18 protein-coding genes are annotated in these 22,904 nt (G+C 43.6%); 11 read left to right on the top strand and 7 right to left on the bottom strand.

Features of this window, described 5'->3' with window-relative positions:
- Positions 1 to 64 precede the first annotated feature (64 nt).
- The 4 genes from B2575_RS12330 (at position 65) to B2575_RS12315 (ending at position 5,024) form a co-directional block, all read left to right on the top strand.
- Entirely contained in the window at positions 65 to 595 is a 531-nt protein-coding gene (locus B2575_RS12330) for a hypothetical protein (RefSeq protein ID WP_296242366.1), read from the top strand.
- Positions 596 to 859: 264 nt separating this feature from the next.
- Positions 860 to 2,755, top strand: coding sequence for a tRNA uridine-5-carboxymethylaminomethyl(34) synthesis enzyme MnmG (mnmG, locus tag B2575_RS12325; protein WP_296242364.1), 1,896 nt, complete (start codon positions 860 to 862; stop codon positions 2,753 to 2,755).
- Positions 2,756 to 2,971: 216 nt separating this feature from the next.
- Complete coding sequence (locus B2575_RS12320; protein ID WP_296242362.1) at positions 2,972 to 3,931, top strand: AEC family transporter; 960 nt, start codon at positions 2,972 to 2,974, stop codon at positions 3,929 to 3,931.
- Between the two features lie 61 nt (positions 3,932 to 3,992).
- Complete coding sequence (locus B2575_RS12315; protein ID WP_296242360.1) at positions 3,993 to 5,024, top strand: ornithine cyclodeaminase family protein; 1,032 nt, start codon at positions 3,993 to 3,995, stop codon at positions 5,022 to 5,024.
- 148 nt (positions 5,025 to 5,172) lie between these two features.
- Here B2575_RS12315 and B2575_RS12310 read toward each other — a convergent pair whose 3' ends face one another.
- The 4 genes from B2575_RS12310 to katG all read right to left on the bottom strand — a co-directional run bounded on the left by B2575_RS12310 (position 5,173) and on the right by katG (position 10,096).
- On the bottom strand, positions 5,173 to 5,343 hold the full coding sequence (locus tag B2575_RS12310) for a hypothetical protein (RefSeq protein WP_157908376.1): 171 nt from the start codon (positions 5,341 to 5,343) through the stop codon (positions 5,173 to 5,175).
- A gap of 48 nt (positions 5,344 to 5,391) precedes the next feature.
- Positions 5,392 to 6,393 carry an LLM class flavin-dependent oxidoreductase gene (locus B2575_RS12305; protein ID WP_296242356.1) on the bottom strand — a complete coding sequence of 334 codons (1,002 nt, stop codon included), beginning with the start codon at positions 6,391 to 6,393 and terminating at the stop codon, positions 5,392 to 5,394.
- A gap of 346 nt (positions 6,394 to 6,739) precedes the next feature.
- Complete coding sequence (locus B2575_RS12300; protein ID WP_045446223.1) at positions 6,740 to 7,669, bottom strand: LysR substrate-binding domain-containing protein; 930 nt, start codon at positions 7,667 to 7,669, stop codon at positions 6,740 to 6,742.
- 249 nt (positions 7,670 to 7,918) lie between these two features.
- A complete protein-coding gene (gene katG, locus B2575_RS12295) occupies positions 7,919 to 10,096 on the bottom strand; it encodes a catalase/peroxidase HPI (protein ID WP_296242456.1) in 2,178 nt (725 codons plus the stop codon).
- Between the two features lie 739 nt (positions 10,097 to 10,835).
- Here katG and B2575_RS12290 point away from each other — a divergent pair.
- The 5 genes from B2575_RS12290 to B2575_RS12270 all read left to right on the top strand — a co-directional run bounded on the left by B2575_RS12290 (position 10,836) and on the right by B2575_RS12270 (position 17,237).
- Positions 10,836 to 12,671 (top strand): AmpG family muropeptide MFS transporter, encoded by a 1,836-nt coding sequence (locus B2575_RS12290; RefSeq protein ID WP_238034164.1) that lies wholly within the window; start codon positions 10,836 to 10,838, stop codon positions 12,669 to 12,671.
- A gap of 27 nt (positions 12,672 to 12,698) precedes the next feature.
- On the top strand, positions 12,699 to 13,610 hold the full coding sequence (prmC, locus tag B2575_RS12285) for a peptide chain release factor N(5)-glutamine methyltransferase (protein WP_238034165.1): 912 nt from the start codon (positions 12,699 to 12,701) through the stop codon (positions 13,608 to 13,610).
- Between the two features lie 35 nt (positions 13,611 to 13,645).
- Positions 13,646 to 14,440: a HesA/MoeB/ThiF family protein gene (locus tag B2575_RS12280; protein WP_238034166.1), complete on the top strand. Its 795-nt coding sequence runs from the start codon at positions 13,646 to 13,648 to the stop codon at positions 14,438 to 14,440.
- Between the two features lie 93 nt (positions 14,441 to 14,533).
- Positions 14,534 to 15,886 carry an ABC1 kinase family protein gene (locus B2575_RS12275; RefSeq protein WP_296242351.1) on the top strand — a complete coding sequence of 451 codons (1,353 nt, stop codon included), beginning with the start codon at positions 14,534 to 14,536 and terminating at the stop codon, positions 15,884 to 15,886.
- Positions 15,887 to 15,980: 94 nt separating this feature from the next.
- On the top strand, positions 15,981 to 17,237 hold the full coding sequence (locus B2575_RS12270; RefSeq protein ID WP_296242350.1) for a YbfB/YjiJ family MFS transporter: 1,257 nt from the start codon (positions 15,981 to 15,983) through the stop codon (positions 17,235 to 17,237).
- Here the strand turns inward: B2575_RS12270 and B2575_RS12265 are convergent.
- Positions 17,234 to 17,722, bottom strand: coding sequence for an Lrp/AsnC family transcriptional regulator (locus B2575_RS12265; RefSeq protein WP_296242349.1), 489 nt, complete (start codon positions 17,720 to 17,722; stop codon positions 17,234 to 17,236). The two genes, B2575_RS12270 and B2575_RS12265, sit on opposite strands and share 4 nt — an antisense overlap.
- Before the next feature lie 218 nt (positions 17,723 to 17,940).
- Between B2575_RS12265 and leuA the strand changes: the two genes are divergently transcribed.
- Both leuA and B2575_RS12255 read left to right on the top strand, forming a co-directional pair.
- Complete coding sequence (leuA, locus tag B2575_RS12260; protein ID WP_296242347.1) at positions 17,941 to 19,725, top strand: 2-isopropylmalate synthase; 1,785 nt, start codon at positions 17,941 to 17,943, stop codon at positions 19,723 to 19,725.
- 256 nt (positions 19,726 to 19,981) lie between these two features.
- Positions 19,982 to 20,602: a hypothetical protein gene (locus B2575_RS12255; RefSeq protein WP_296242346.1), complete on the top strand. Its 621-nt coding sequence runs from the start codon at positions 19,982 to 19,984 to the stop codon at positions 20,600 to 20,602.
- 114 nt (positions 20,603 to 20,716) lie between these two features.
- Here the strand turns inward: B2575_RS12255 and accC are convergent, their stop codons facing one another.
- Positions 20,717 to 22,078, bottom strand: a complete 1,362-nt coding sequence (gene accC, locus B2575_RS12250; RefSeq protein WP_193216889.1) for an acetyl-CoA carboxylase biotin carboxylase subunit — start codon at positions 22,076 to 22,078, stop codon at positions 20,717 to 20,719.
- A 154-nt stretch (positions 22,079 to 22,232) separates the two neighbouring features.
- Complete coding sequence (accB, locus tag B2575_RS12245) at positions 22,233 to 22,661, bottom strand: acetyl-CoA carboxylase biotin carboxyl carrier protein (protein WP_109591299.1); 429 nt, start codon at positions 22,659 to 22,661, stop codon at positions 22,233 to 22,235.
- Between the last annotated feature and the right edge of the window lie 243 nt (positions 22,662 to 22,904).

Below are 22,904 nucleotides of genomic sequence, written 5' to 3'. Positions count from 1 at the left end.
CCCCATATAGTGTGCAAGATATCAGCGATATAAATAATAATTATCATACGAGTGAGAGAGCTTTATGAATAGTCAAGCAACGGAACAGCCGAACGTGCAAAAAGAAGCTGCTGAGCACGCGGCAATCGAAAAACACCGTGAGCATTTAAAAAATGAATCCACGCGCATCATTGAAATTGCTGGCAATGAGCCACATTCAGCGCTGAAATGTATTCATCAGCTTAGCGTGGCAGGCGGCGCAACAGAAGCCACTTATATTGCGATTGAGCAGCGTATCGTTGCGGATCAAGATTCTGCGGGTGCTTATCATTTGGCATTATTGGCACAGAATACGCCAGATTTACCCATCGATGCGCGTCAACTTATCGAGATGGTCGTTAATAAAGGCGATAACCAGCAGCGTTTGGCATTGCTAAAAAACTTGCTGCTACCGCCAGTGGACATGATTAAAGAACAAGTTCTGGCCAGTAATGATGGCGATGCCATTGGCTTGATGAATGCTTATTTGCAGATCAATCCAGAAGGTTATGGCAGTCAGCATATGCTGAGCAGTGGTCAATCAGATCAAATCGTACCGCTGAGCCCTGGTAACTAGGCGCTAGTTATTAAGTTGCTAGTTACTAAGTTTAAAAATGATGCTTAACACTTAATGTAAATAGTTTCTACTGCGGCGTTTTTTAAGCATCAAAAAATTGTTATAATGATGGGTTAGCAATCCAATATCTAGCGGCTTTTCCAAGTCGTTAACTTTTTAAATCCGACTGACGTTTATTTGCTGATGACCATGCTATTTAGCCATAAAATTCTGGTAATGATAGTTTTTGGCTAAAAGCGGCGTTATGAGTCAAGTGAGGCGTATATGCAATACCCAAAAAATTACGACGTGGTAGTGATCGGTGGCGGTCATGCTGGCACAGAAGCTGCTTTGGCAGCTGCACGTATGGGCGCGCAGACCTTGCTGTTGACACATAATATTGAGACGCTCGGACAGATGAGTTGTAATCCAGCAATTGGTGGTATCGGCAAATCCCATCTGGTGCGTGAGATTGATGCGCTTGGTGGGGCGATGGCGCTAGCGACGGACAAATCAGGTATTCAGTTTCGCGTACTAAATAGCCGTAAAGGTGCGGCAGTTCGAGCTACGCGTGCGCAAGCGGATCGCATTTTATATAAAGCCGCCATTCGCCATACGCTTGAGAATCAGCCAAATCTTGATATATTCCAACAAGCAGCTGATGATATCTTAGTCGAAAATGGTCGTGCGACGGCAGTGGTTACTGCAACGGGTATTATCTTTAATACGCAAACGGTGGTACTGACATCAGGAACGTTCTTGGGCGGTGTGATTCATATTGGTCTCGAAAGCTCAAAAGGTGGTCGCGCAGGGGATCAACCTTCTATCAAGTTGGCAGATCGTTTGCGTGAGCTTAAGCTGCCAGTCGGTCGTCTAAAGACAGGTACGCCCGCACGTATCGATGCGCGTAGCGTTGATTTTAGTGTGATGACCGTACAGCCGGGCGATACGCCGCTACCTGTTATGAGTTATATGGGTGACGTGTCGATGCACCCTGAGCAGGTCAATTGCTACATCACGCATACCAATGCGCGTACCCATGACATCATCCGTGAGAATTTAGACCGTTCGCCGATGTTCTCTGGCAAAATCGAAGGTGTGGGTCCACGTTATTGTCCGTCAATTGAAGACAAGATTCATCGTTTTGCGGATAAAGATAGCCATCAGATATTTATCGAGCCAGAAGGTTTGACGACACATGAGCTATATCCAAATGGTATCTCAACGAGTTTGCCGTTTGATGTGCAGTTAGAGTTTATTCATAGTATGAAAGGCTTAGAAAACGCGCATATCACCCGTCCAGGCTACGCGATTGAGTATGATTACTTTGATCCACAAAACCTAAAACCAACGCTCGAAACCAAGTCTATCGATGGCTTATATTTTGCTGGTCAAATCAACGGTACGACTGGTTACGAAGAAGCGGGCGTGCAGGGGTTATTGGCAGGTACTAATGCCGCATTGGTAACCACTAATAACAGCGATTTTGACGTGTGGACACCGCGCCGTGATGAAGCGTATTTGGGTGTATTAGTTGATGATCTAATTACCCATGGTACGACTGAGCCGTATCGTATGTTTACGAGCCGCGCAGAATATCGTCTATTATTACGTGAAGACAATGCCGATCAACGCCTAACTGAAACAGGTCGCAAGCTTGGTCTAGTAGATGATGTGCGCTGGCAGGCTTATCAAGAAAAAATGGAAGCGATCACAACGGAGACCTCACGTCTCAAAGATATGTGGGCAACCCCTGCTAACGCGCTAGGCAAAAAAGTCACAGAGCAAACGGGCGAGGTGCTGTCAAAAGAATCGACTGCTTTTGATTTGCTCAAGCGTCCGCAGATTCATTTTGCTGATATCGCTGCTATTACTGATTCGCAAGTCGATACGCAAGTAGGCGAGCAGATAGAGATTTCTGTCAAATACGCAGGCTACATTGATCGTCAGCAAGAAGACATCGATCAGATGAAGCGTCTAGAGAATACTGCGCTGCCAATGGACTTTGATTATAGTGTGGTATCAGGCTTATCAAATGAGATTGTACAGAAATTGACGCAAGTACGTCCTGTGACGCTTGCCCAAGCTGGACGCGTGAGCGGTGTGACGCCTGCGGCCGTTCAATTGCTAGCCATGACAGTGAAGAAACAGAAAAAAGCGAAGGCCGCGCTAGATTCGTAATAGTAGTATAACTAGTATAACAAAAGCCCATAACGATATATCGTTATGGGCTTTTGTTTGTTTATAATGCAATTGCTGTTAAAAGAAAATAGAGCAGGCGCTTGTCTTACTTGCTATTTTGTCTCTATACTAGGCTAGAAAACTTAATGATTACTTGTCAATTTAACTCGCTGATGTCCATATCATGATGGGCTTGTCAACGAACTGAGCCTATTTATGATTGATGCTATTGTCTTTGCTATTACCATTGTCTTGCCCAACCTTGCCTTAATGTGGTTGGGTTTTTTTATGCAGAGACGCGGTGAGGCGAGCCAGACTTTTATTGATCAAGCATCGAGCTTTGTCTTTAATTACTGTTTACCCTGTTTGCTTTTTTTTAGCGTCGTTGATAGTGATGTCGATTACAGCAAACAAATCACGCTGATAGTGGCTGGTATTCTGGTGACATTCATCTTGTTTATAGGTGCAGAGATTTATGCCAAATATTTTGTGAGCAAACCGGCTGATCAAGGGGTGTTTGTACAAGGGATATTTCGGAGTAATATGGCTATTATTGGACTGGCAACGGTTGCTAATGCCTACGGAGAACGTGGCTTAAGCATCGGCGCTGTCTATATGGGTGTGGTGACGATACTGTTTAATATCTTAGCGGTTATCACTCTCAGCCGTGTATCCAAAAGTGTGGATGATACTTGGCTCAGTCGCAGTACCATGATTATCAAAAAACTATTTACCAACCCACTGATTATCGCACTGGTAGCAGCATTTGTTTATAAAGCGTCACCGCTGCCGCCTATTACAGGTGTGATTCATACGACTGGCGATCTAATGGCCGCGGTGGCATTGCCTTTAGCATTGATTTGCGCCGGTGCCAGTATTGATTTGAAGTCGATGTTGCACCCTTCAGGGCTGTCAATGCAGGCGAGTATCGGACGTATTGTCGTTGCGCCATTGATTGCCATCGCTATTGGATTGGGATTTGGTCTATCAGGTGTGCATATGGGTGTGTTGTTTTTGATGGCAGCCTCACCAACAGCCGCCGCCAGCTATGTAATGGCAAAAGCCATGGGTGGCAATGATGTGTTAGCTGCTAATATTTTGGCTTTTACCACCGTGGTAGGTATGTTTGGAATGGCGATTGGTGCGGCAATATTACGCGGGTTAGGATTAATGTAGTAGCCGTTTTGGCGTGATAAAACATGTTCTAATAGTAAATCTATAAATAGGAGTACTCAAATTGCAATTACTAAACCAAGCAATCGTGACCGAACATCTCAATATGCAATCTGCCATTGGGGCGATAGAAGCATTGTTACATAAACAGGCAGCGCATCCCAATTGGATCAAAGCGCCTGAACGTTTGGTCATTGAAACTTTTAGTGAAGATGACACTCATCGCCCAGGTTCGCATTTATCAATGCCTGCGACGATTTATGATGGTAAGAACGAGTATACAGCCGTAAAATTGGTCACCATTTGTCCTGATAATCCGAGCCGAAATTTACCAACCACAACGGCGATTATTACCGTGTCAAACAATGATACTGGTGAGATATTGGCAATTATGGATGGGGTTTATATTACCCAAGTGCGTACGGCGGCATTGTCAGGCATTGCGACCAAATATATGGCAAGCGCTGACTGCCAAAGTGTGGCGGTGGTCGGTTGTGGTGGCATGGCTTATGAGCAATTACATGCGGTAATGACAGTACGTCCTGAGATTAAAACAGTATATTTATGGAATAGAAGCAGGGAAGGTGCTGAGATTTTCAAAGTGAAATTTACTCGTGATTATCCGCAATGGGACGTTACTATAACGGTTTGTGAAAATATCAATGATGCTGTCCGTGATGCAGATGTTATCAACGTCGCAACCCGCGCAACAGAAGGTTTGTTTGATCTCAACCATATTAAATCTGATGCACACATCAACGCAGTCGGTGCCTATCAGCCTTCAATGAAAGAGATAAGCAATGATGTCATTGCAAACAGTCGCATGGTCGTTGTCGATGATTTGGTTGGCAGTCGTCATGAAGCGGGCGATTTAATCCAAGCTCACGATAGTGTCGATTGTGCATGGACATGGGACGACCTCAGTGGTGACTTACAGGCGCTAGTCACAGGGGCGCTACAAGAAAAAACCGCTAAGTCTAATCATGGTGTTACGTTATTTAAATCGGTTGGTGCAGCCAGTTTTGATGCAGCAGTCGCTCTATATGTCGCACAACAAGCCGCACAAAAAAATCTTGGCTCGTCAGTTGAATGGTAATGCCATCTAAGTGAAAGTACGTAAAGATTGCTGTGTTTTTATTATGTAGCAAGCCAAAAAAAGCCCTCTTTCTAAATAAGAAAAGAGGGCTTTTTACATTGCTTTAAACGTTAAATTAATACGCCCTAGCATATTTTCAGAGCGGTTATTAATTTGGATTGTCTTTATTACGTTTGTCTTCGCGCCGCTGCTTACGTTTTGGGCTGGTGCGGTAGGTCAAATAACCACCGACAGCCATCACCGCAAGAAAAGCCACAATGTACATAAATATTGATGAGCCAATAAGTAGTGAGGCACCGATAATAGGAGTTGCATCCATGTCAAACATCCAGCTAAGGTTTATCAATAATTATGCAAGTGTCTGATTTCATTGTAAAGTAAATAAATTTAACTTAGGTGTAAGTTCCAGTGAACGCATGCGCGCTGCCTGATCGTAAACATTAGCCGTCACAATTAGTTCGTCTGGCTGATACTGAGCAAGGAATGCTGCCAGTCTCGGTTTGACAGTTTCCACAGAACCGATGAATGACACTGACAATGCGCTATCCACCATCATTTTTTCAGCAGGGCTCCAGATACTGTCCATATCGTGAGTAGGTTTCGGCATTTGACCTGTTTCACCACGGCGCAAGCGTACGAAGCTTTGCTGCGCAGAGGTAAAATGATACTGTGCAGTAGCATCGTCATCGGCGAGTAATAAATTGGCGGCCAGCATGACATAAGGCTTATCTAAATAGGCTGATGGTCTGAACTGTTCTCGATAAGCTGTAATCGCTTGCCCAAGCATTTGCGGTGCAAAGTGTGAGGCAAACACATAAGGAAGTCCTAGATGCGCCGCTAACGTAGCCCCAAAAAGGGAAGAGCCTAATATCCAGATAGGAACGTTTGACTTTGCCCCAGGAAATGCCTGTACTGGGCTATTATCTGTACCGTTCCCTAAAAAGTACATCAATTCTTGGACGTCTTGCGGAAAGCGATCAGCATCTTGCATCTGACGGCGTAGTGCCTGAAAGGTTGCGCCATCAGTACCCGGCGCACGACCCAGCCCTAAATCTATGCGATCGCCATATAATGCCTGCAAAGTGCCGAATTGCTCAGCGATGACGAGCGGTGCATGGTTCGGAAGCATCACACCACCCGCACCAATACGTATATGCTTGGTTTGGCTGCCGATATGCGCTAGTAGTACTGACGTCGCTGCACTGGCGATGCCCGGCATATTATGGTGCTCTGCCATCCAATAACGGTTTAAGCCGACTTTTTCTGCTTGCTGTGCTGTCTCAACCGTTTGGGCAATGCCTTCAGCGATGGTTTTACCTTCAGGCACGGGTGCTAGATCTAAAAAGGATAAGGGAATAGCGTTACTCATAAATCACCTGTTTTTATGATGCCGCCTTTCAACGACATGGTTATATTGGTATTTGATGCTAGTTATAAAAGAGACTAGCAACAGCAATGATGAACCAGCACCTCAAGAATCTAGTGCTAATTCAATATTGCTGTAACTAGTCGTTCAATAGTTCATATAATGGGGCGGTTCTATTGAATATAAAGGTCAGAAGTTAAGACGATAACAAATCTTAATAATGGGGTAGAGTTATAATAATCACATGCGCGGCAGTTGATTTTGAGTAGAAATGAGAATAGAAAATGGCATCATTATCTGTTGATAACGATGCCATTGACGTTTAGTGAAAATATGAATGAATGGTTCTTTACTGGCTAAATTGTTTTTGACACAGTTCCATAAATGCTCGACCATACTGACGAATTTCTGCATCATCACGCACCGCCATCCAACTGGTAAAGCGCCCAAAGTGATCTACAGGTATCGCAGTTAAATTTTGATAGTGACTCGGTTCAAACGCCATCTCTGCAATAATGCCGATACCCAAGCCCAGACCTACGTAAGTACTGATTACATCAGCATCGAGTGCTGCTAGTACGATATCTGGCTCCAATCCTGCTTCTTCAAAAGTTTTGTCAATCGCACCGCGCCCCGTAAAGCCACCGTGATAGGTCACAATCGGATAGCTAGCGAGGGTCGGCAAATCCACAGACTCGTGATTGGCCAGTTCGTGATCGCTTGGCACAATGACGCGATGCGTCCAGTCATAATAGCGATAGCAGCGTAAATAATTGTTATGAAGTAAAGACTCGGTTGCAATGCCAATATCTGCCTGCCCGCGAATGACCATCTGCGCGATGGTCTCTGGATCTGCTTGTTGTAGTATTAGGTTGACTTTGGGGAAACGCTCTTTAAACTCTTTGACGACTTGCGGCAATACATATCGCGCTTGCGTGTGAGTGGTGGCAATCGTCAGCGTGCCAATATTCGGATTATTAAAATCGAGACTTAGGTTTTCAATCGTACGGATCTCGGCGAAGATAGATTCGATATGCGGCATTAGTGCTGTGCCCATGGTCGTAAGACCCGTTAGGCGTTTGCCTTGACGGACGAATACTTCCGTTTTGAGCTGATTTTCAAGTGCCGCAATATGTTTTGATAGGCTAGATTGGCTGGTGTGCAGTACGGTCGCCGCCTGACTTAAGTTATAGCCATTAATCACCGTATGCCATACTGTCTCCAACTGCTTGAGCTGAATCTGTAAATGCCGCTGATTGACCACTACGTCGATTGCCATAACTAAATCCTATTGTATAAATATACAAACCCTGTCTGTATACAAAAGTGAAAATGTACAAATATGCAGTAAGCAGATAGTGTAAAACAAAGTGTTTATTCTTGTATATACTTAATGGTTATCTATTTATATTTATTTGGAATATAGGATAAGTCGTTTGTCCGTTGCTAGAAGTAAACCATTACAATAAAAAAACCCTCGATTAAAGAGGGGTTTTTTAAGATGAAGACGTATCTATTTCAGTGGGTTTTAGCGAAAACGATCCGCATTCATGACTTTATTCCAAGCATTCACAAAGTCTTTAACGAATTTCTCTAAGTTGTCATCTTGTGCGTAGAGCTCAGCATAAGCGCGTAGGATAGAGTTAGACCCAAACACGAGGTCTACACGGCTGGCTTGCCATTTCACATTGCCAGTAGCACGTTCACGTACTTCATAGAGAGCAGAGGCGTTATTATTGTCTGTCTTAACGGGATGCCAAGAATAGCTCATGTCTGTCAAGTTCACAAAGAAGTCATTGCTAAGTGTTCCAGCACGCTCAGTAAAGACCCCTTGTTGGCTCTGAGCGTAGTTGGTATCCAAGACACGCATACCACCGATTAAAACGACCATTTCAGGTGCAGTCAAGCCCATCAGCTGAGTACGATCTAATAGCATCTCTTCAGGTGATATGGCATAGCTGCCTTTGATCCAGTTACGGTAGCCATCATGTCGTGGCTCTAAATCAGAGAAGCTCTCTGTTTCAGTCATCTCATCGCTCGCATCGCCACGACCCGCATCGAATGGCACTTCAATTTGAACATCTGCATTAGCTGCTGCTTTTTCAATGGCGGTGTTACCAGCGAGTACCACTAAATCTGCGATGCTGACGTCTTTATCAAAGTTCGTTTGAATGGCAGTGAGCGCCTCAAGTACGCGAGCCAATTGCTCAGGCTCATTACCTAGCCAGTCTTTTTGCGGGGCTAAACGAATGCGTGCACCATTGGCGCCGCCGCGATAGTCTGAGGCGCGGAATGTACGAGCGCTATCCCAAGCGGTAATAATAAATTCGCGATGGTCGATACCACTGCCTAGTATTTGTGCTTTTAAGATTGCAATATCATCAGCGCTCAGATTAACATTGCCTTGTGGAATTGGATCCTGCCAAGTGAAGTCCTCGCTTGGCACATCCGCCCCTAAATAGCGAGATTTTGGCCCCAAATCACGATGGGTAAGCTTAAACCAAGCTTTTGCAAATACTTCATCGAAATATTCTGGATTTTGATGAAAGTTCTCTGAAATTTTACGATAAGCAGGGTCTTTAATCATTGCCATATCAGCATCGGTCATGATTGGGTTGCGGCGTACACTTGGATCATGTGCATCTAAAGGACGATCCTCTTCCTTGATATCGATAGGTTCCCACTGCCAAGCACCAGCAGGGCTCTTAGTCAGTGCCCACTCATGATTTAGCAATAACTCGAAATATTCATAATCCCATTGGGTTGGATGCGTGGTCCATGCGCCCTCGATACCACTTGAGACGGTGTCGCCAGCATTGCCTGTACCTTTAGGGTTGCGCCAACCTAGACCTTGCTCTTTGATATCAGCCGCTTCTGGCTCATCTTCTAATAAGGTAGCGTCACCATTACCATGACATTTACCAACCGTGTGACCACCAGCCGTCAAGGCGACCGTTTCTTCATCATTCATTGACATGCGAGCAAAAGTGGTGCGGATGTCTTGTGCTGTTTTGATTGGATCAGGGTTGCCATCGACACCTTCAGGGTTGACATAAATCAAGCCCATCTGTACCGCTGCTAAAGGGTTTTCTAGCGATTCACGCTGATTATCATCTTCATAACGATTTTTGGTAGCCGCCAGCCATTCACGCTCGGAACCCCAATAGATATCCTTTTCTGGATGCCAAATATCGGTACGTCCACCAGCGAAACCTAACGTCTTAAAGCCCATAGATTCATAAGCCATATTACCCGCTAGTATCATCAAATCTGCCCAAGAAAGTTTGTTACCATATTTTTTCTTGATTGGCCATAATAGACGACGTGCTTTGTCCAAATTGACATTGTCCGGCCAACTGTTTAATGGCGCAAAGCGTTGATTACCAGTGTTAGAACCACCGCGCCCGTCGGAGCGCCGATAAGTACCGGCAGAATGCCAAGCCATACGAATCATCAACTCACCATAATGACCCCAATCTGCTGGCCACCATGCTTGTGACTCAGTCATTAGATTTTTTAAATCTTGCTTGACCGCTTCTAAATCTAATTGCTTAAAGGCTTCTGCATAATCAAAGTCAGGATCCATTGGATTGGTTTTGTGATCTTGCTGATGCAAGATATCTAAGTTTAAGCTATTCGGCCACCAGTCGATTGCTGCCGAGGCGTTCGTAGTATGTGCTTGGTGCATGACAGGACAGCTACCCATGCTTGGACGTTGTGGCTCGTGCGAAGTATCTACATTTTCACTATGAATGGTTGGTCCATGACCATCTCCTTTATCATAAGTGGTGTTACTTGCAGCATCTGATGTTGAGTTTGAGTTAGTCATCATGTGGCTCCTAGGCAGTAATCAGATAAATGGCAATCGAGTGTGTTATTTACTATTGTTTGCAAAAATTATTTGTCATCTCTAGCATATAGAATAATGATTGATTTATGGAAGCAATTTATACAAACATATTGTTTTATAAAATAAATGGTATACCTAATAAAATTATATTTTTTAAATATATAAAAGTAAGGATTTAGTAATAATTTCTGGTTGTTAAAGCATTAATTATTAATAACTTATCAGGATAATGATTGGCTAATCACAAGAGAAAGAGGTTTATATAAAACGGTTGTGATGCAAAATGCGATATTTTCCTTATTTTTATACCCATGCTCAATATGAAAGTAAACCCTAGTCTATAAGCTAGGTTTTATTAACCAGTAGAAAGAAAGGTTAATGCAAAAATATCGTTAGAATGTCTAGTCAAGGTCAGCGTTCTCAAGTACCATAATTCAATTTTGTTGTAATGGCTGTATTTGTGCAACGTTAAGCAATTTTTATCGATCCCGTTTATCAGTGCTATTTATCAGTATCAGTTACCGATAGATGATGCTAATGATTGATAAAAATTGTGCGCGGTTGTGTTCTTTTTCTTAAGTGCTAGTGAGCGATTATGTCTGCTGTCAAATCTGTGCCACCCAATCAATCAGCTGTCAAAAAATCATGGTCTGATGCATTGAAATCTTTTTCAGATATTCGTGTGATGATTATGTTATTTCTTGGATTTTCAGCAGGTGTACCTATTCTGTTGGTTTTTTCAAGTCTATCACTATGGCTTAGTGAAGCGGGTTTAGAAACCGGTGTGATAACAATGTTTGGTTGGGCAGGTCTTGGTTATTCGTTTAAGTTTATTTGGGCGCCGTTGATTGACTCAATGCCACTTCCTTTCTTAACTAAATGGCTAGGTAGGCGTCGGGCATGGATGTTTATGTCACAACTGATGATACTGGTTGCTATTTTTACGATGGCTAGTGTTAACCCTGTTGCTGAAAACGTCCTTTGGGTTATGGCGCTTGGTGCTGTTTTGCTTGGTTTTTCATCAGCTACTCAGGATATCGTTGTTGATTCTTATCGTATTGAGTTGGCAGGGTTTGAATTGCAACCTACGTTGTCTTCAGTATATGTCGCTGGTTATCGTATTGGCATGATTGTCGCAGGCGCAGGTGCACTTTATTTAGCAAGTTATTTTGGCTCTTCTGAAGAGCTTTATAATTATGAAGCATGGCGCAATACTTACTATACGATGATGGGTGTCATGTCAGTCGGTTTATTAACGACGTTTGCTATTTATGAGCCAGCAGCACAGTCATTAGAAATATATAAACAAAAAAGAAATTTAAAAATATTTTCCATATACGCGGCTTTTCTCCTTATCCCTGGTGTGATTTATGGATTGCCAGTATTCGTCAGCACCTTTGCAACCAGAGTATTGAGTAGGCCTTTAACGTTAATACCTATTGAGTACTTGCCAGCGATTAATATGTATTTCTTGATGGTAATGGCATGCGCACCTTTCTTACTGATATTTTTTATTTTAAATCAACCCAAAATAGTGAACAAAATTGACTCAGTTGTACAGTCTCGTGATGACAATATTAGAATATTATTCTTATTTATCTTGTCAGTTTTTGCGTTTATAGGTGCTTTTGTATTTATAGGTAAAATATTTGAAGCTCCTGATGACAGTGTTTTTCTAAAGTTTTTGATAGAAGTAGTGAGATTGTTGGGTAGTGTGGCTGTGGCTATGGTTGTGGGATATGCGCTTATATCAGTCGGGCTGGCAAAAAAAGAGGTGGCAAAAAGATTGTGGGTAGAGCCTATTGCTGATTTTTTCCGTCGCTATGGTAAGCAGGCAATACTGTTGCTATTGTTGATAGGTTTTTATCGTGTGTCAGATATTGTCGCAGGCAATCTATCAAACGTTTTCTACGCTAAGATGGGTTTTACTAAAATTCAGATTGCTGACGCGGTCAAATTTCTGGGATTGTTTATGACGATTGCAGGTGGATTTTTAGGTGGCCTTGTTGCTCAAAAAATGAAGATGATGCATGTCATGTTGATTGGTGCTATAGCATCGAGTACAACCAATCTTCTATTTATTCTATTGACCTATCATCCTGGTGATATGAATTATATGTACCTAGCAGTGGTTGTTGATAATTTGGCAGCAGGTTTTGCGACTGCTGTTTTTATTGCATTTTTATCAGCGCTTACTTCAGTTAAGTTTACCGCTGTACAGTACGCTATATTTTCATCACTCATGACTTTGTTTCCAAAAGTATTGGGTGGGTATTCAGGTGGCATTTCAGACAACATTGGATTTGCTAACTTTTTCTTAATCACATTCTTGATTGGAATACCTGTCTTGATACTTATTTATTTGGTAGACAAGCATGTGGTTATTGGTAGCAATGACGATCCAGTTGAACTTTCTACCAAACTTGAGTAATCAATTTTAATAGGTGATGAACTATATATGACAGCATCAAGTATTCGTCAAATCAAGCAGCACATTCAGCAATTGACAAATGAGGCTGCAAATAGCAAGCTACCGCCATTTTGGCTAACGGACTGGCTGTTGTATGTCGTCGATAAGCCTGCGATATTTTTAATAACGGATGAAGATTACCAATTAACTGATAGTGAATTTGAGCAATTCAATGCAGGTGTAACGAAGATGCAGCAAGGAATACCACTTGCGTATTTGACTGGTCAGCAAGAATTTTGGTCGCTGACGTTTACTGTTAATGAGCACACTTTAATTCCGCGACCTGATACTGAGATACTGATTGAGCAAGTATTAACTTGGATAAAATCTCAGCCAAACAGTGTCAGCAGCCCAAAACGGTTACTGGATTTAGGGACAGGTTCAGGCTGTATTGCGATTAGTCTCGCTCACGAGTTAAATACGCAGCGTTCAGACAGTGAGGCAGAAAGTTGGCAAGTCGTTGCGGTGGATATGTCGCCAGAAGCGCTCAAGGTTGCTCAGCACAATGCAGCCATCAATGATGTTGCTGATATTGAGTTTATACAAAGCAGTTGGTATGACGAGCTGCCCAGTCATGGCGAGCTATTATTTGATGTGATTGTGTCCAACCCTCCTTATATCGATAAGGAAGATGAGCATTTAGCACGCCTTGTAGCCGAACCTATTAGTGCCTTAAGTGCCCCCAATCATGGGCTTGCCGATATAGAGCATATCGTAGGACAGGCACCGAAATACTTGCGTGTCGGTGGGCTACTGGCTATCGAACATGGTTTTGACCAAGGTGATGCCGTTCGCAAGTTGTTTGTAGACAGTGACTTTGAATCTGTGCATACAGTACAAGACTATGGTGGTAATGATCGTGTTACGCTGGGTCAAATTAAGTCACCAGATTTTTGTTAGTAGACTTCTTTAATAATAGGTTATTGGTAATAAATATGGCGCACACATTAGATGAAGGGCAGTTGTTGGATGAAGAGTTGCTGCGTTATGCAAGGCAAATATTATTAGATGGTTGGGATATTGACGCTCAATTACGCTTAAAATCAGCTCGTGTGGTCATGATAGGGGCAGGTGGGCTTGGTTGTCCTGCTTCTGAGACGCTGGTGCGTGCAGGACTTGGGCACATTCATCTTATAGATGATGACGTCATTGAAGCCAGCAACTTGCAGCGCCAAACGCTGTTTTTACCTGAGGATATTGGTAAAACTAAGGCGCTAACAGCGGCGCACATGTTAGAGCGTATTAACCCTTTCATTACCGCTCGCGGTACAGTTGCAAGATTAAGCAAAGACAATGCTTATAAATTGCTCGATATGGCGACAGGCAAGCCTGATTTGCTTTTAGACTGCACCGACAATTTTGCTACGCGTGATGTCATCAATCGTATTAGCGTGCACTATAAAATCCCGCTATTATCTGCCTCAGCGATTGCGATGCAAGGTCAGTTGGCGCTGTTTGAGCCGCAACTAAACACTGGTTGTTATCACTGCGTGTTTGGTTCGGTAGTGCTTGATGCAGCGGCTGATGAGCGTACGTGTGCCAACTCAGGTGTGCTAGCGAGTACCACTGCTATCATGGGTAATTTGCAAGCGAATGCTGCCCTGCAGTATTTGGGATTAACCAAAAATCCACTGACAAATAAGCTATTAATATGGGATGGTAGTCAGATGCAGCAGCGGCTAATGGGCTATCGCCAAGATGCCGCGTGTCCTGTCTGTAGCAGTCATTAGACATTAGTCATTGTTCATTAGTGGCGGTGTGACTTGTCATTATTTATAATCGCCTATTCTCAAAACCCTTTCTTATGACCATAGTTGTTTTTTATGAAAATTCATCGTCCGCATTTATTAAAGCATACCTTCAATGTCATGAACCGTGTTCGCCAAACAGCCAGCGTGGCAGGTTTATCTGCGCTGAGAGTGGCAAAAGGTGAAAAGCCTGATGCTACATTATTAAAAGAAACGTTTGAGCAATTGGGCACGACTTATATCAAGATTGGTCAGTTTATCGCCAGTACGCCGTCACTGTTTCCACGCGAATATGTAAAAGCTTTTCAGAGCTGTTTAGATCAGACCACGCCATTATCTTATGCTTATATCGAGCAGGTATTGAAAGAAGAGTTGGCCGTTGATGGCATGACGATTGATGATAAGTTCGCCCATATCGACTCAAAGCCATTAGCGTCAGCCTCTATTGCTCAAGTTCATGCGGCACGGTTGCATAATGGCGATGAAGTCGTATTAAAGGTACAAAAGCCTGACGTCGAGACCATTATGCAAACCGATTTGGGCGTATTGCATGGGGTGACTAAGTTACTTGAGATTCTGATGCCGTCGATGAAGTTTGCCAGTATTGCGCCGATTATCGATGAGATTCGCCTGCGTATGCTTGCCGAGACTGACTTTATCGCTGAGGCACAAAACATCCGCGATTTTCAGCAGTTCTTAGCCGTATCAGGCAATACGCGCGTGGTAGCACCCAAAGTATATGAAGAGCTGACGACCAAGCGTGTATTAACCATGAGCCGCTTGTACGGCGTATCTATGGTCGATGAGTCGCTCATGCGTCAGTATTGTGCTGATCCTGCGCAAGTCATGGCGGATACCTTGAATACGTGGTTTGCCAGTCTCATGCTGTGCAACAGTTTCCATGCTGACCTGCATGCGGGCAATTTGATGCTATTAACCGATGGTCGTATTGGCTTTTTGGATTTTGGTATTGTCGGTAAGCTAAAAGCTGAGAGTTGGCGTGCGTGCATGGGTATGATGCAAGCCATGCAGGACAGTGACTATCAAGCGATGGCGCGCCATATGATTGATATGGAAATGACCCATGGTGGCAATAAAATCGATGTAGTGGCGTTGGGTAATGATTTGCAGCGTATGATGAAGACTATTATGGCGGAGGACAAATCCTTTACCAGTGGTGTGCCTTTTAATAGTAAAGAACAAGCCGATGAGTTAAATAAAATGATGCTTGAGATTGTCGAAGTGGGCAAGCGCCATGGTATTCATTTCCCACGTGACTTTGCTTTATTGACCAAACAGATGCTGTATTTTGATCGCTTTATGCGTACGCTGGCACCTGATATGGATATGTTTAGTGATCAACGCGTACAAATGCTAGGACACACAGAGACAGATGTGACCATGACGCCAACAGTAAACGTATCGTAGTTTTCGCTTGTATGTTTGATTATTAATCTGCCGCTGCTCTTGAATGCTCTAACACAAAGGATTGTGTGCTAATGGCCGCAAAAATGGCTCTGTCATGATGACTGCTCTCAAAAGCCGTGCTTTTCCTCATATTACTAATGAAGCTGCCATTGCCTGTATCGGTATGTACTGCATGGCAGTCGTCATGGGTTATGGACGCTTCCTCTTTACTGCCACCTTGCCCGATATTATGGTGCAACTGTCGATTTCGACGACGATTGCAGGCTGGCTTGCCTCTATCAATTACATCGGTTATTTTATCGGTGCCCTCATCGCCATGTTTGTGCCTCAGCGTTCGACGTGGCAAGCGCTGACACTGTGGGCAATTATAAGTGTCGTCACAACGATGCTACTTGTCGTACCTGATATGTCATTAACTGTATGGTATCTCATTCGTCTAATCGCAGGTATTGCAAGCGGTGTAGCGATGATTTTAAGCTCATCGTTTGTGATTCAAAGCTTAAGCCCTGAACGCCGCTCTGTACTGTCGGCAGTACACTACGCAGGTATTGGTGTGGGCATCAGTGCCTCTGCCATACTGACGTGGTGGTTGTTAATATTGGGCTATCATTTTGATGTCATTTGGTTGGTAGCAGGCTTTACAAGCTTACCTCTGGTATGGCTACTCTATGCGGTAAAACCAAGACAAACAAAGGGTTCCGACTTGCTGCGGACTGATCCTACACAGCACGTGTCAGTGCATCAAACCTATTTGAGCTTTAAGCGCGCTTTGTATGAGGTCATTGCTGGTCATCGTAAGGCTATTGCTTTGCTGTCAGCGAGCTATGTACTGGCAGGCTTTGGTTATATTACCTCTGCGACTTTTTTGCCAGTCATGGCAGCACAGCGCCTCACGACGCAGACGTATGCTGGATTGCTCATTTGGCTAGTCGTTGGTGTGTTTGCGATGTTATCAAATCCACTGTGGGGCGCACTTGCCAAGCGAATTGGTGAAATCAAAACGTTAATAGGCTTAACGATATTACAAGCATTTGGGATGTGCCTGCCCATATGGTTCGACGGCGCTATTGGTTTGTACGGCAATGCTGCTATTTTAGGTTTGACCTTTGTGGGTATGGTATCGATGACGCTCACTTTGATTAAAAATATCAATCCTGCTTACTCAAATTTGCTGATAGGATTGGCAACTTTGGCTTATGCATTGGGTCAGTTCTTGGGGCCATTGGTGACGGTAGCATTGGCAGGGCAGGACGACAATTTCAATGCAGGGTTACTCGTTGCCGCCGCTGGATTGATGGTTGGATTGGTGCTGTTGCTATTGTTTCGTCGACAGCCACCGACTACCATTTAAACCACACTACGATTAAATATTTCTCGCAGCTCAAAACTGGTATGCACTTGAGCGACACCTTCGATACGATTGAGCCTATGTAATAAAAACTCCTCATAATGTGCCATATCGCGTACTCTTACCTTGATAAGGTAGTCTTCTGTACGACCCGTGACAATGCTACAGCTAATGACTTCATCAAAGCTCTGAATCTTACGCTCAAATTGCTCAAAGCGCTCAGCCGTATGGCGATCCATGCTAATCGCGATAAAGACGGCGAGCGGGTAGCCAAGTTTTTGCGCATCCGTTTTGGTGTGATAACCCGTGATAATACCAGCATCTTCTAAGAGTTTAATACGGCGTGCACAAGGCGTGGCTGACAGGTTGACGCGTTCGGCAAGCTCGGTGATACTCATACGTGCCTGAGTTTGCAATACGCGCAAGAGCTGTCGATCGATCTCATCAATATCGGCTAAATGTGGACTATCCAGATGACTGTTTGGCATGATCTGTTGCTTTATTAGTGAATTCAGCTAATTATACTGAGTAAATTGTATTTTTTCACTAAAATATTGTCATATATTATCAAAGAAAGCTGATTTCTATTGCATAAACTCTGATATTATTATGGTATAAACATTGGTTATCTCGTATGATAAACATTGATCTAATCACCAGCCGTCCAGCTAAAAACATAAATTCCCATATCATCTAAGGATTGATTATGTCTGACCAAGCCAAACGCACTGTAGCCTCAACGACTGCAAAGATTACACCCAAAAATGCCGCTTTTGATTATAAAAAGTATCGTCCATTTGCTTTTGCGCCCTCGCTGTCAGATCGTACTTGGCCAAGCAAAACGATTGAAAAGTCACCAATCTGGGCAAGTGTGGATCTGCGTGATGGCAACCAAGCACTGATTGATCCGATGACGATCGAACAAAAAATGCGTTTTTTTAAAACGTTGGTTGAGGTTGGTTTTAAAGAGATTGAAATTGGCTTTCCATCAGCGGCGCAGGTTGAATTTGATTTTGCTCGTAAACTTATCGAAGAAAATCACGTCCCAGACGATGTGACTTTGCAGGTATTAGTGCAGGCTCGTGAGCATTTGATCGCCCGTACGTTTGAGTCATTAAAAGGCGCGAAGCGTGCGATTGTCCATGTTTATAATTCAACCTGCCGTGTACAACGTGAAAAGGTCTACGGTAAAGACAAAGCTGAAATTAAGGAAATTGCCATCACTGGTGCCAAGCTATTACAGCATTATGCGGCACAGTATCCTGAGACGGAATGGGTATTCCAGTATTCACCAGAGAGCTTTAGTCAAACAGAAACTGAATATGCTGTAGAAGTCTGTGATGCGGTCTGTGATGTGTGGCAACCACAACAAGGGCAGGAAGTGATTTTAAACTTGCCAGCGACGGTTGAAGCGTCTATGCCCAATGTTTTTGCCGACCAAGTCGAGTATTTCTGCCGTCATCTTGCCCAGCGTGAGCATGTCATTATCAGCTTGCATACGCATAATGACCGTGGCTGTGCGGTTGCAGCAGCAGAGCTTGGGGTATTAGCGGGTGCCGATCGTATCGAAGGTACGCTATTGGGTAACGGTGAGCGCACGGGTAATATGGATATCATGGTCATGGCGATGAACTTGTTTAGTCAAGGTATCGATCCAGAGCTTGATTTTAGTAACATGAGCGAAATTGTACAAGTGGTCAGCGAATGTAACAATTTGCCCTTACATCCGCGTCATCCATACGTCGGCGAATTGGTCTTTACGGCCTTTAGCGGCTCACATCAAGATGCCATCAAAAAATCTCTCGATTATAACGAAAAGCATCAAAACGAGACGGATAACGTTTGGGATGTGGCTTACTTGCCAATTGATCCGGCGCATATTGGTCGTAGTTATCAGGATGTGGTACGTATCAATAGCCAGTCTGGTAAAGGCGGTGTGGCTTATATCTTGCAGCGCAACTATGGCTTTAATTTGCCGCGCTGGATGCAAATTGACTTCAGCGGCGTGGTACAGAAGCAAGCTGAATCAGCTGCTCGCGAATTGCAGAATGATGAAATCTTACAAACCTTTGAAGACACGTATCTACAGCAAGGCAGTTTTGAGCTATTAGATTATACGGTCAATAATAAAGGCGGTGAAGTCTACTTTACTGGTCAAGTACAAATGAATGGGGACATCATTAATATTGATGGCACTGGTAATGGTCCATTATCATCGTTTATAGACGGACTTGCCCAGCACACGGGTAAATCGATACATGTCATCAACTACGCTGAGCATGCGATTAATCCGCAGCACAATAGCGGTGATGGCATCGATGATGATACCAATAATGACAACAAAACCAATGCCAATGCCGCTGCTTACATTCAGTTGAATGTTGATGGTGAAGTTTATTCTGGTATTGGCACTTGCAGCAGTACTGTATCAGCGATGCTTAAAGGCGCATTATCAGCGTTTGCTCAAGCAGTTAGTACTGCCACTGCTTAATGTTTTTATGATCGTTTTGATAACTTGTAGCTGTAACGCTGTCGCTTCTTGTCTTTGGCAAGTAAAGCGATGGCGTTATTTTTTGCATGAAAAAAGACAGTCTATATGCAGAAAGTAGATATTTATGACTACCGCCTATCTTGCAGTTGGCTAAAGCATCGCGACTAATAGCATAATGTTACTTGTGTTTTTGATGTCTAAGACTTACGCTAATGTACATAACTCATATTATTATATTATAAACAAAAGGTTAATTATGGAACCTATCTCACTTGCTTCATTTTCATTGGCTGCTATTTTGGCGTCATTGCCAGTAAATGGCGAAGTGGTCACTAAACCGACTATTACCACTCATATCAGCCCAGCTATCGCAGGACAATGGGAAATCGACTTGGACAGTAGTATCACGATGACCAAAGAAGCCAAAGCCAGACAAGCTGTAGCTAAAGAGCTGAACCAGACAAAAAGTGATGAGCCAGAAGTGACTGCTGGCACAGAAGGCGGTGTCCTTGTGCAAAGTGAAAAGCGCGTCCTTAATATTAAGCCCAATACCAACAACCAGTTAAAGGTCTCTGCCAAAAAAGCAAATCAGTGCCGCGAGCTATATAATTTTGCGGCCGATAATGAGATGTGGGCAGTGAGTGGCAAAGAGTGGACATATGGTCGTTACCTAATCACGCACCGCGAAGAAGGGCTGCCCATTATTGCGCTAAAAACAGTCTATGACAACAATGAGGTAGATTGTTCAGGCAACCAAATCGACCAAACTGACGAAGCGTTGATTGCGTTTTTAAACCACGATGGCAACCAAATGCAGTGGTGTGCGGATCCTGATGGTAATGAATGCTTTATGAATTTTAATAGAGTGTTACCATAGCACTTTATCGTTAATTATAAGACTTAAGACCGTTTTTTTCTAAAATAGAAACATAAAAAACCGCTATCTAAATAGGTAGCGGTTTTTTCATATTTAACAATAAATCAAAGCGGGTTATACATCCGCGTTCTTTTTATTGCCAGTTAGAAGCTCTCTTTCAAGGTAATGAATATTTTGTGCTTCGTGAATAAAATTGTCATCTGCCAAAATGACATCGCGATGCAGCGGGATATTGGTTTTAATACCCTCAATCACCAATTCATCGAGTGCATGCAGCGTCTTAGAGACGGCTTGCTGGCGCGTTTGACCATGGCAGATAAGCTTGCCAATCAATGAGTCATAATAGCTTGGAATCTCGTAGCCCGGGTAGAGGTGCGAGTCAAAGCGTACACCAGCACCGCTGGGGGCAAATAACTGGGTGACTGTACCAGGACAAGGCATAAAGGTGGCTGGATCTTCAGCATTGATACGACATTCAATGGCATGGCCTTGAATCTCAATCTCGCTTTGACGATAAGACAAACCGTAGCCAGCTGCGATTTTTAGCTGCTCGACGACCACGTCGATGCCAGTAATCATCTCAGTTACCGGATGCTCAACTTGCACACGAGTATTCATCTCAATAAAAAAGTATTCATTATTTTCAAATAAAAACTCAAAAGTACCGGCACCGCGATATTTCACCAACTCACATGCTTTGACGCAAGCGTCTAAGATAGGCTGACGTACATCGTCAGGGATATCAGGCGCAGGGGCTTCTTCTAATACTTTTTGGTGGCGACGTTGCAATGAACAATCTCGATCGTATAAGTGAATGGCATTACCGTTACCATCGCCAAGCACTTGTATCTCTACGTGGCGCGGATTTTGTAGGTAGCGTTCCATATACACGGTATCATCACCAAACCACAGCTCAGCTTCTTGCTTAGCAGCCTGTACTTGACCAATGACTTCTTCGAAGCGCTCAACCACGCGCATACCGCGACCGCCGCCGCCAGAAGCGGCTTTAATCAATAACGGAAAGCCGATATGGCGTGCTTGCTCTTCAGCATTATGCAACGTTACCGCGCCCACTGAACCAGGGACGGTCGGTACGCCAGCTTTTTTCATTGCATTAATAGCAGAGACTTTATTGCCCATTAATCGAATATGGTCAGCATTAGGACCAACGAAAGTGAGACCTGCTTCTTCGACGCGTTCAGCGAATTCAGCATTTTCAGCCAAAAAACCATAACCCGGATGGATAGCGTCGGCACCAGTGATTTCAGCTGCGGTTAAAATAGTATTGATATCAAGATAGCTTTGATTGGCATTGGGTTTGCCAATACAGATTGCCTCATCAACAAAGCGCAGGTGCATCAAGTTTGCATCAGCTGTGGAGTAGACACCGACGGTCTCTATGCCAAGGGCTTTGCAGGCTCGAACGATACGTAGGGCAATCTCACCTCTATTGGCGATGAGCAGTTTTTTTATCATGGGGTCATCCTTGTCGAAGCGGCGGTCATTGATAGAGTCGTTATTTTAGGCACTATTAAATTGAGCTACGATAAAGATAAAATAACTCAAGCTAAAATGCCAAATGATAACGAAATCTCTATCATAATGAGGTAAAGGTTGGTAAATAGTGTCGTTAAGCTTTATAGCGTATGACGGGTTGACCAAACTGTACCACTTCGGAATTATCGACTAAGATTTCGTCAACGACACCACTTTGCGTTGCCTCAAGAGGATTCATAATTTTCATGGCTTCGATGATGCCCAATGTGTCACCAGCTTGCACCTTTTGTCCGACCTTTACGAATGGCGGATCATTAGGGCTAGGGGCTGAGTAATAAACACCAACCATCGGCGATGTCTCAACGCTACCCGCTTTTACCGCTGGCTTTGCTTCAGCAGTGATAGGGGCAATGCCAGCAGCAGGTGCGGCCATCATGGTCGGTGCAGGCGCATCATAGTGACGAGTTAAGCTGATGTGTTCATCATCTGAGCTGATTTCTAAATTAACCAGTTCACTTTCTTCCATGAGGGCGATTAGGGTGCGTATTTTTTCAATATCCATAGTTTTAATTTTGCCTTCTACTAATTTCAAGAAATAGTGTAACTAAATATTGTGTAGGTAATTGCTAATGATACCTATATTCATGGCAATGAGCAATCGATGTACAGTTGTTAACTGAGTTTTTTTACATATTATGACGTAAGCATTTCTTACGAGTAAGAAATGCTTAATGATTTATCATAGTCTATGTGACCATGTAGCGCTAGTCATGGTTAGTAGATACTGCATTTACATCAGTATAGC

It is taken from the genome of Psychrobacter sp. UBA6739 (genome assembly GCF_002453835.1).
GTDB classification, from domain to species: Bacteria; Pseudomonadota; Gammaproteobacteria; order Pseudomonadales; family Moraxellaceae; genus Psychrobacter; species Psychrobacter immobilis_A.
Note: the sequence above shows the minus strand (reverse complement) of the source record. Positions and strands in the feature narration are given on the sequence as shown.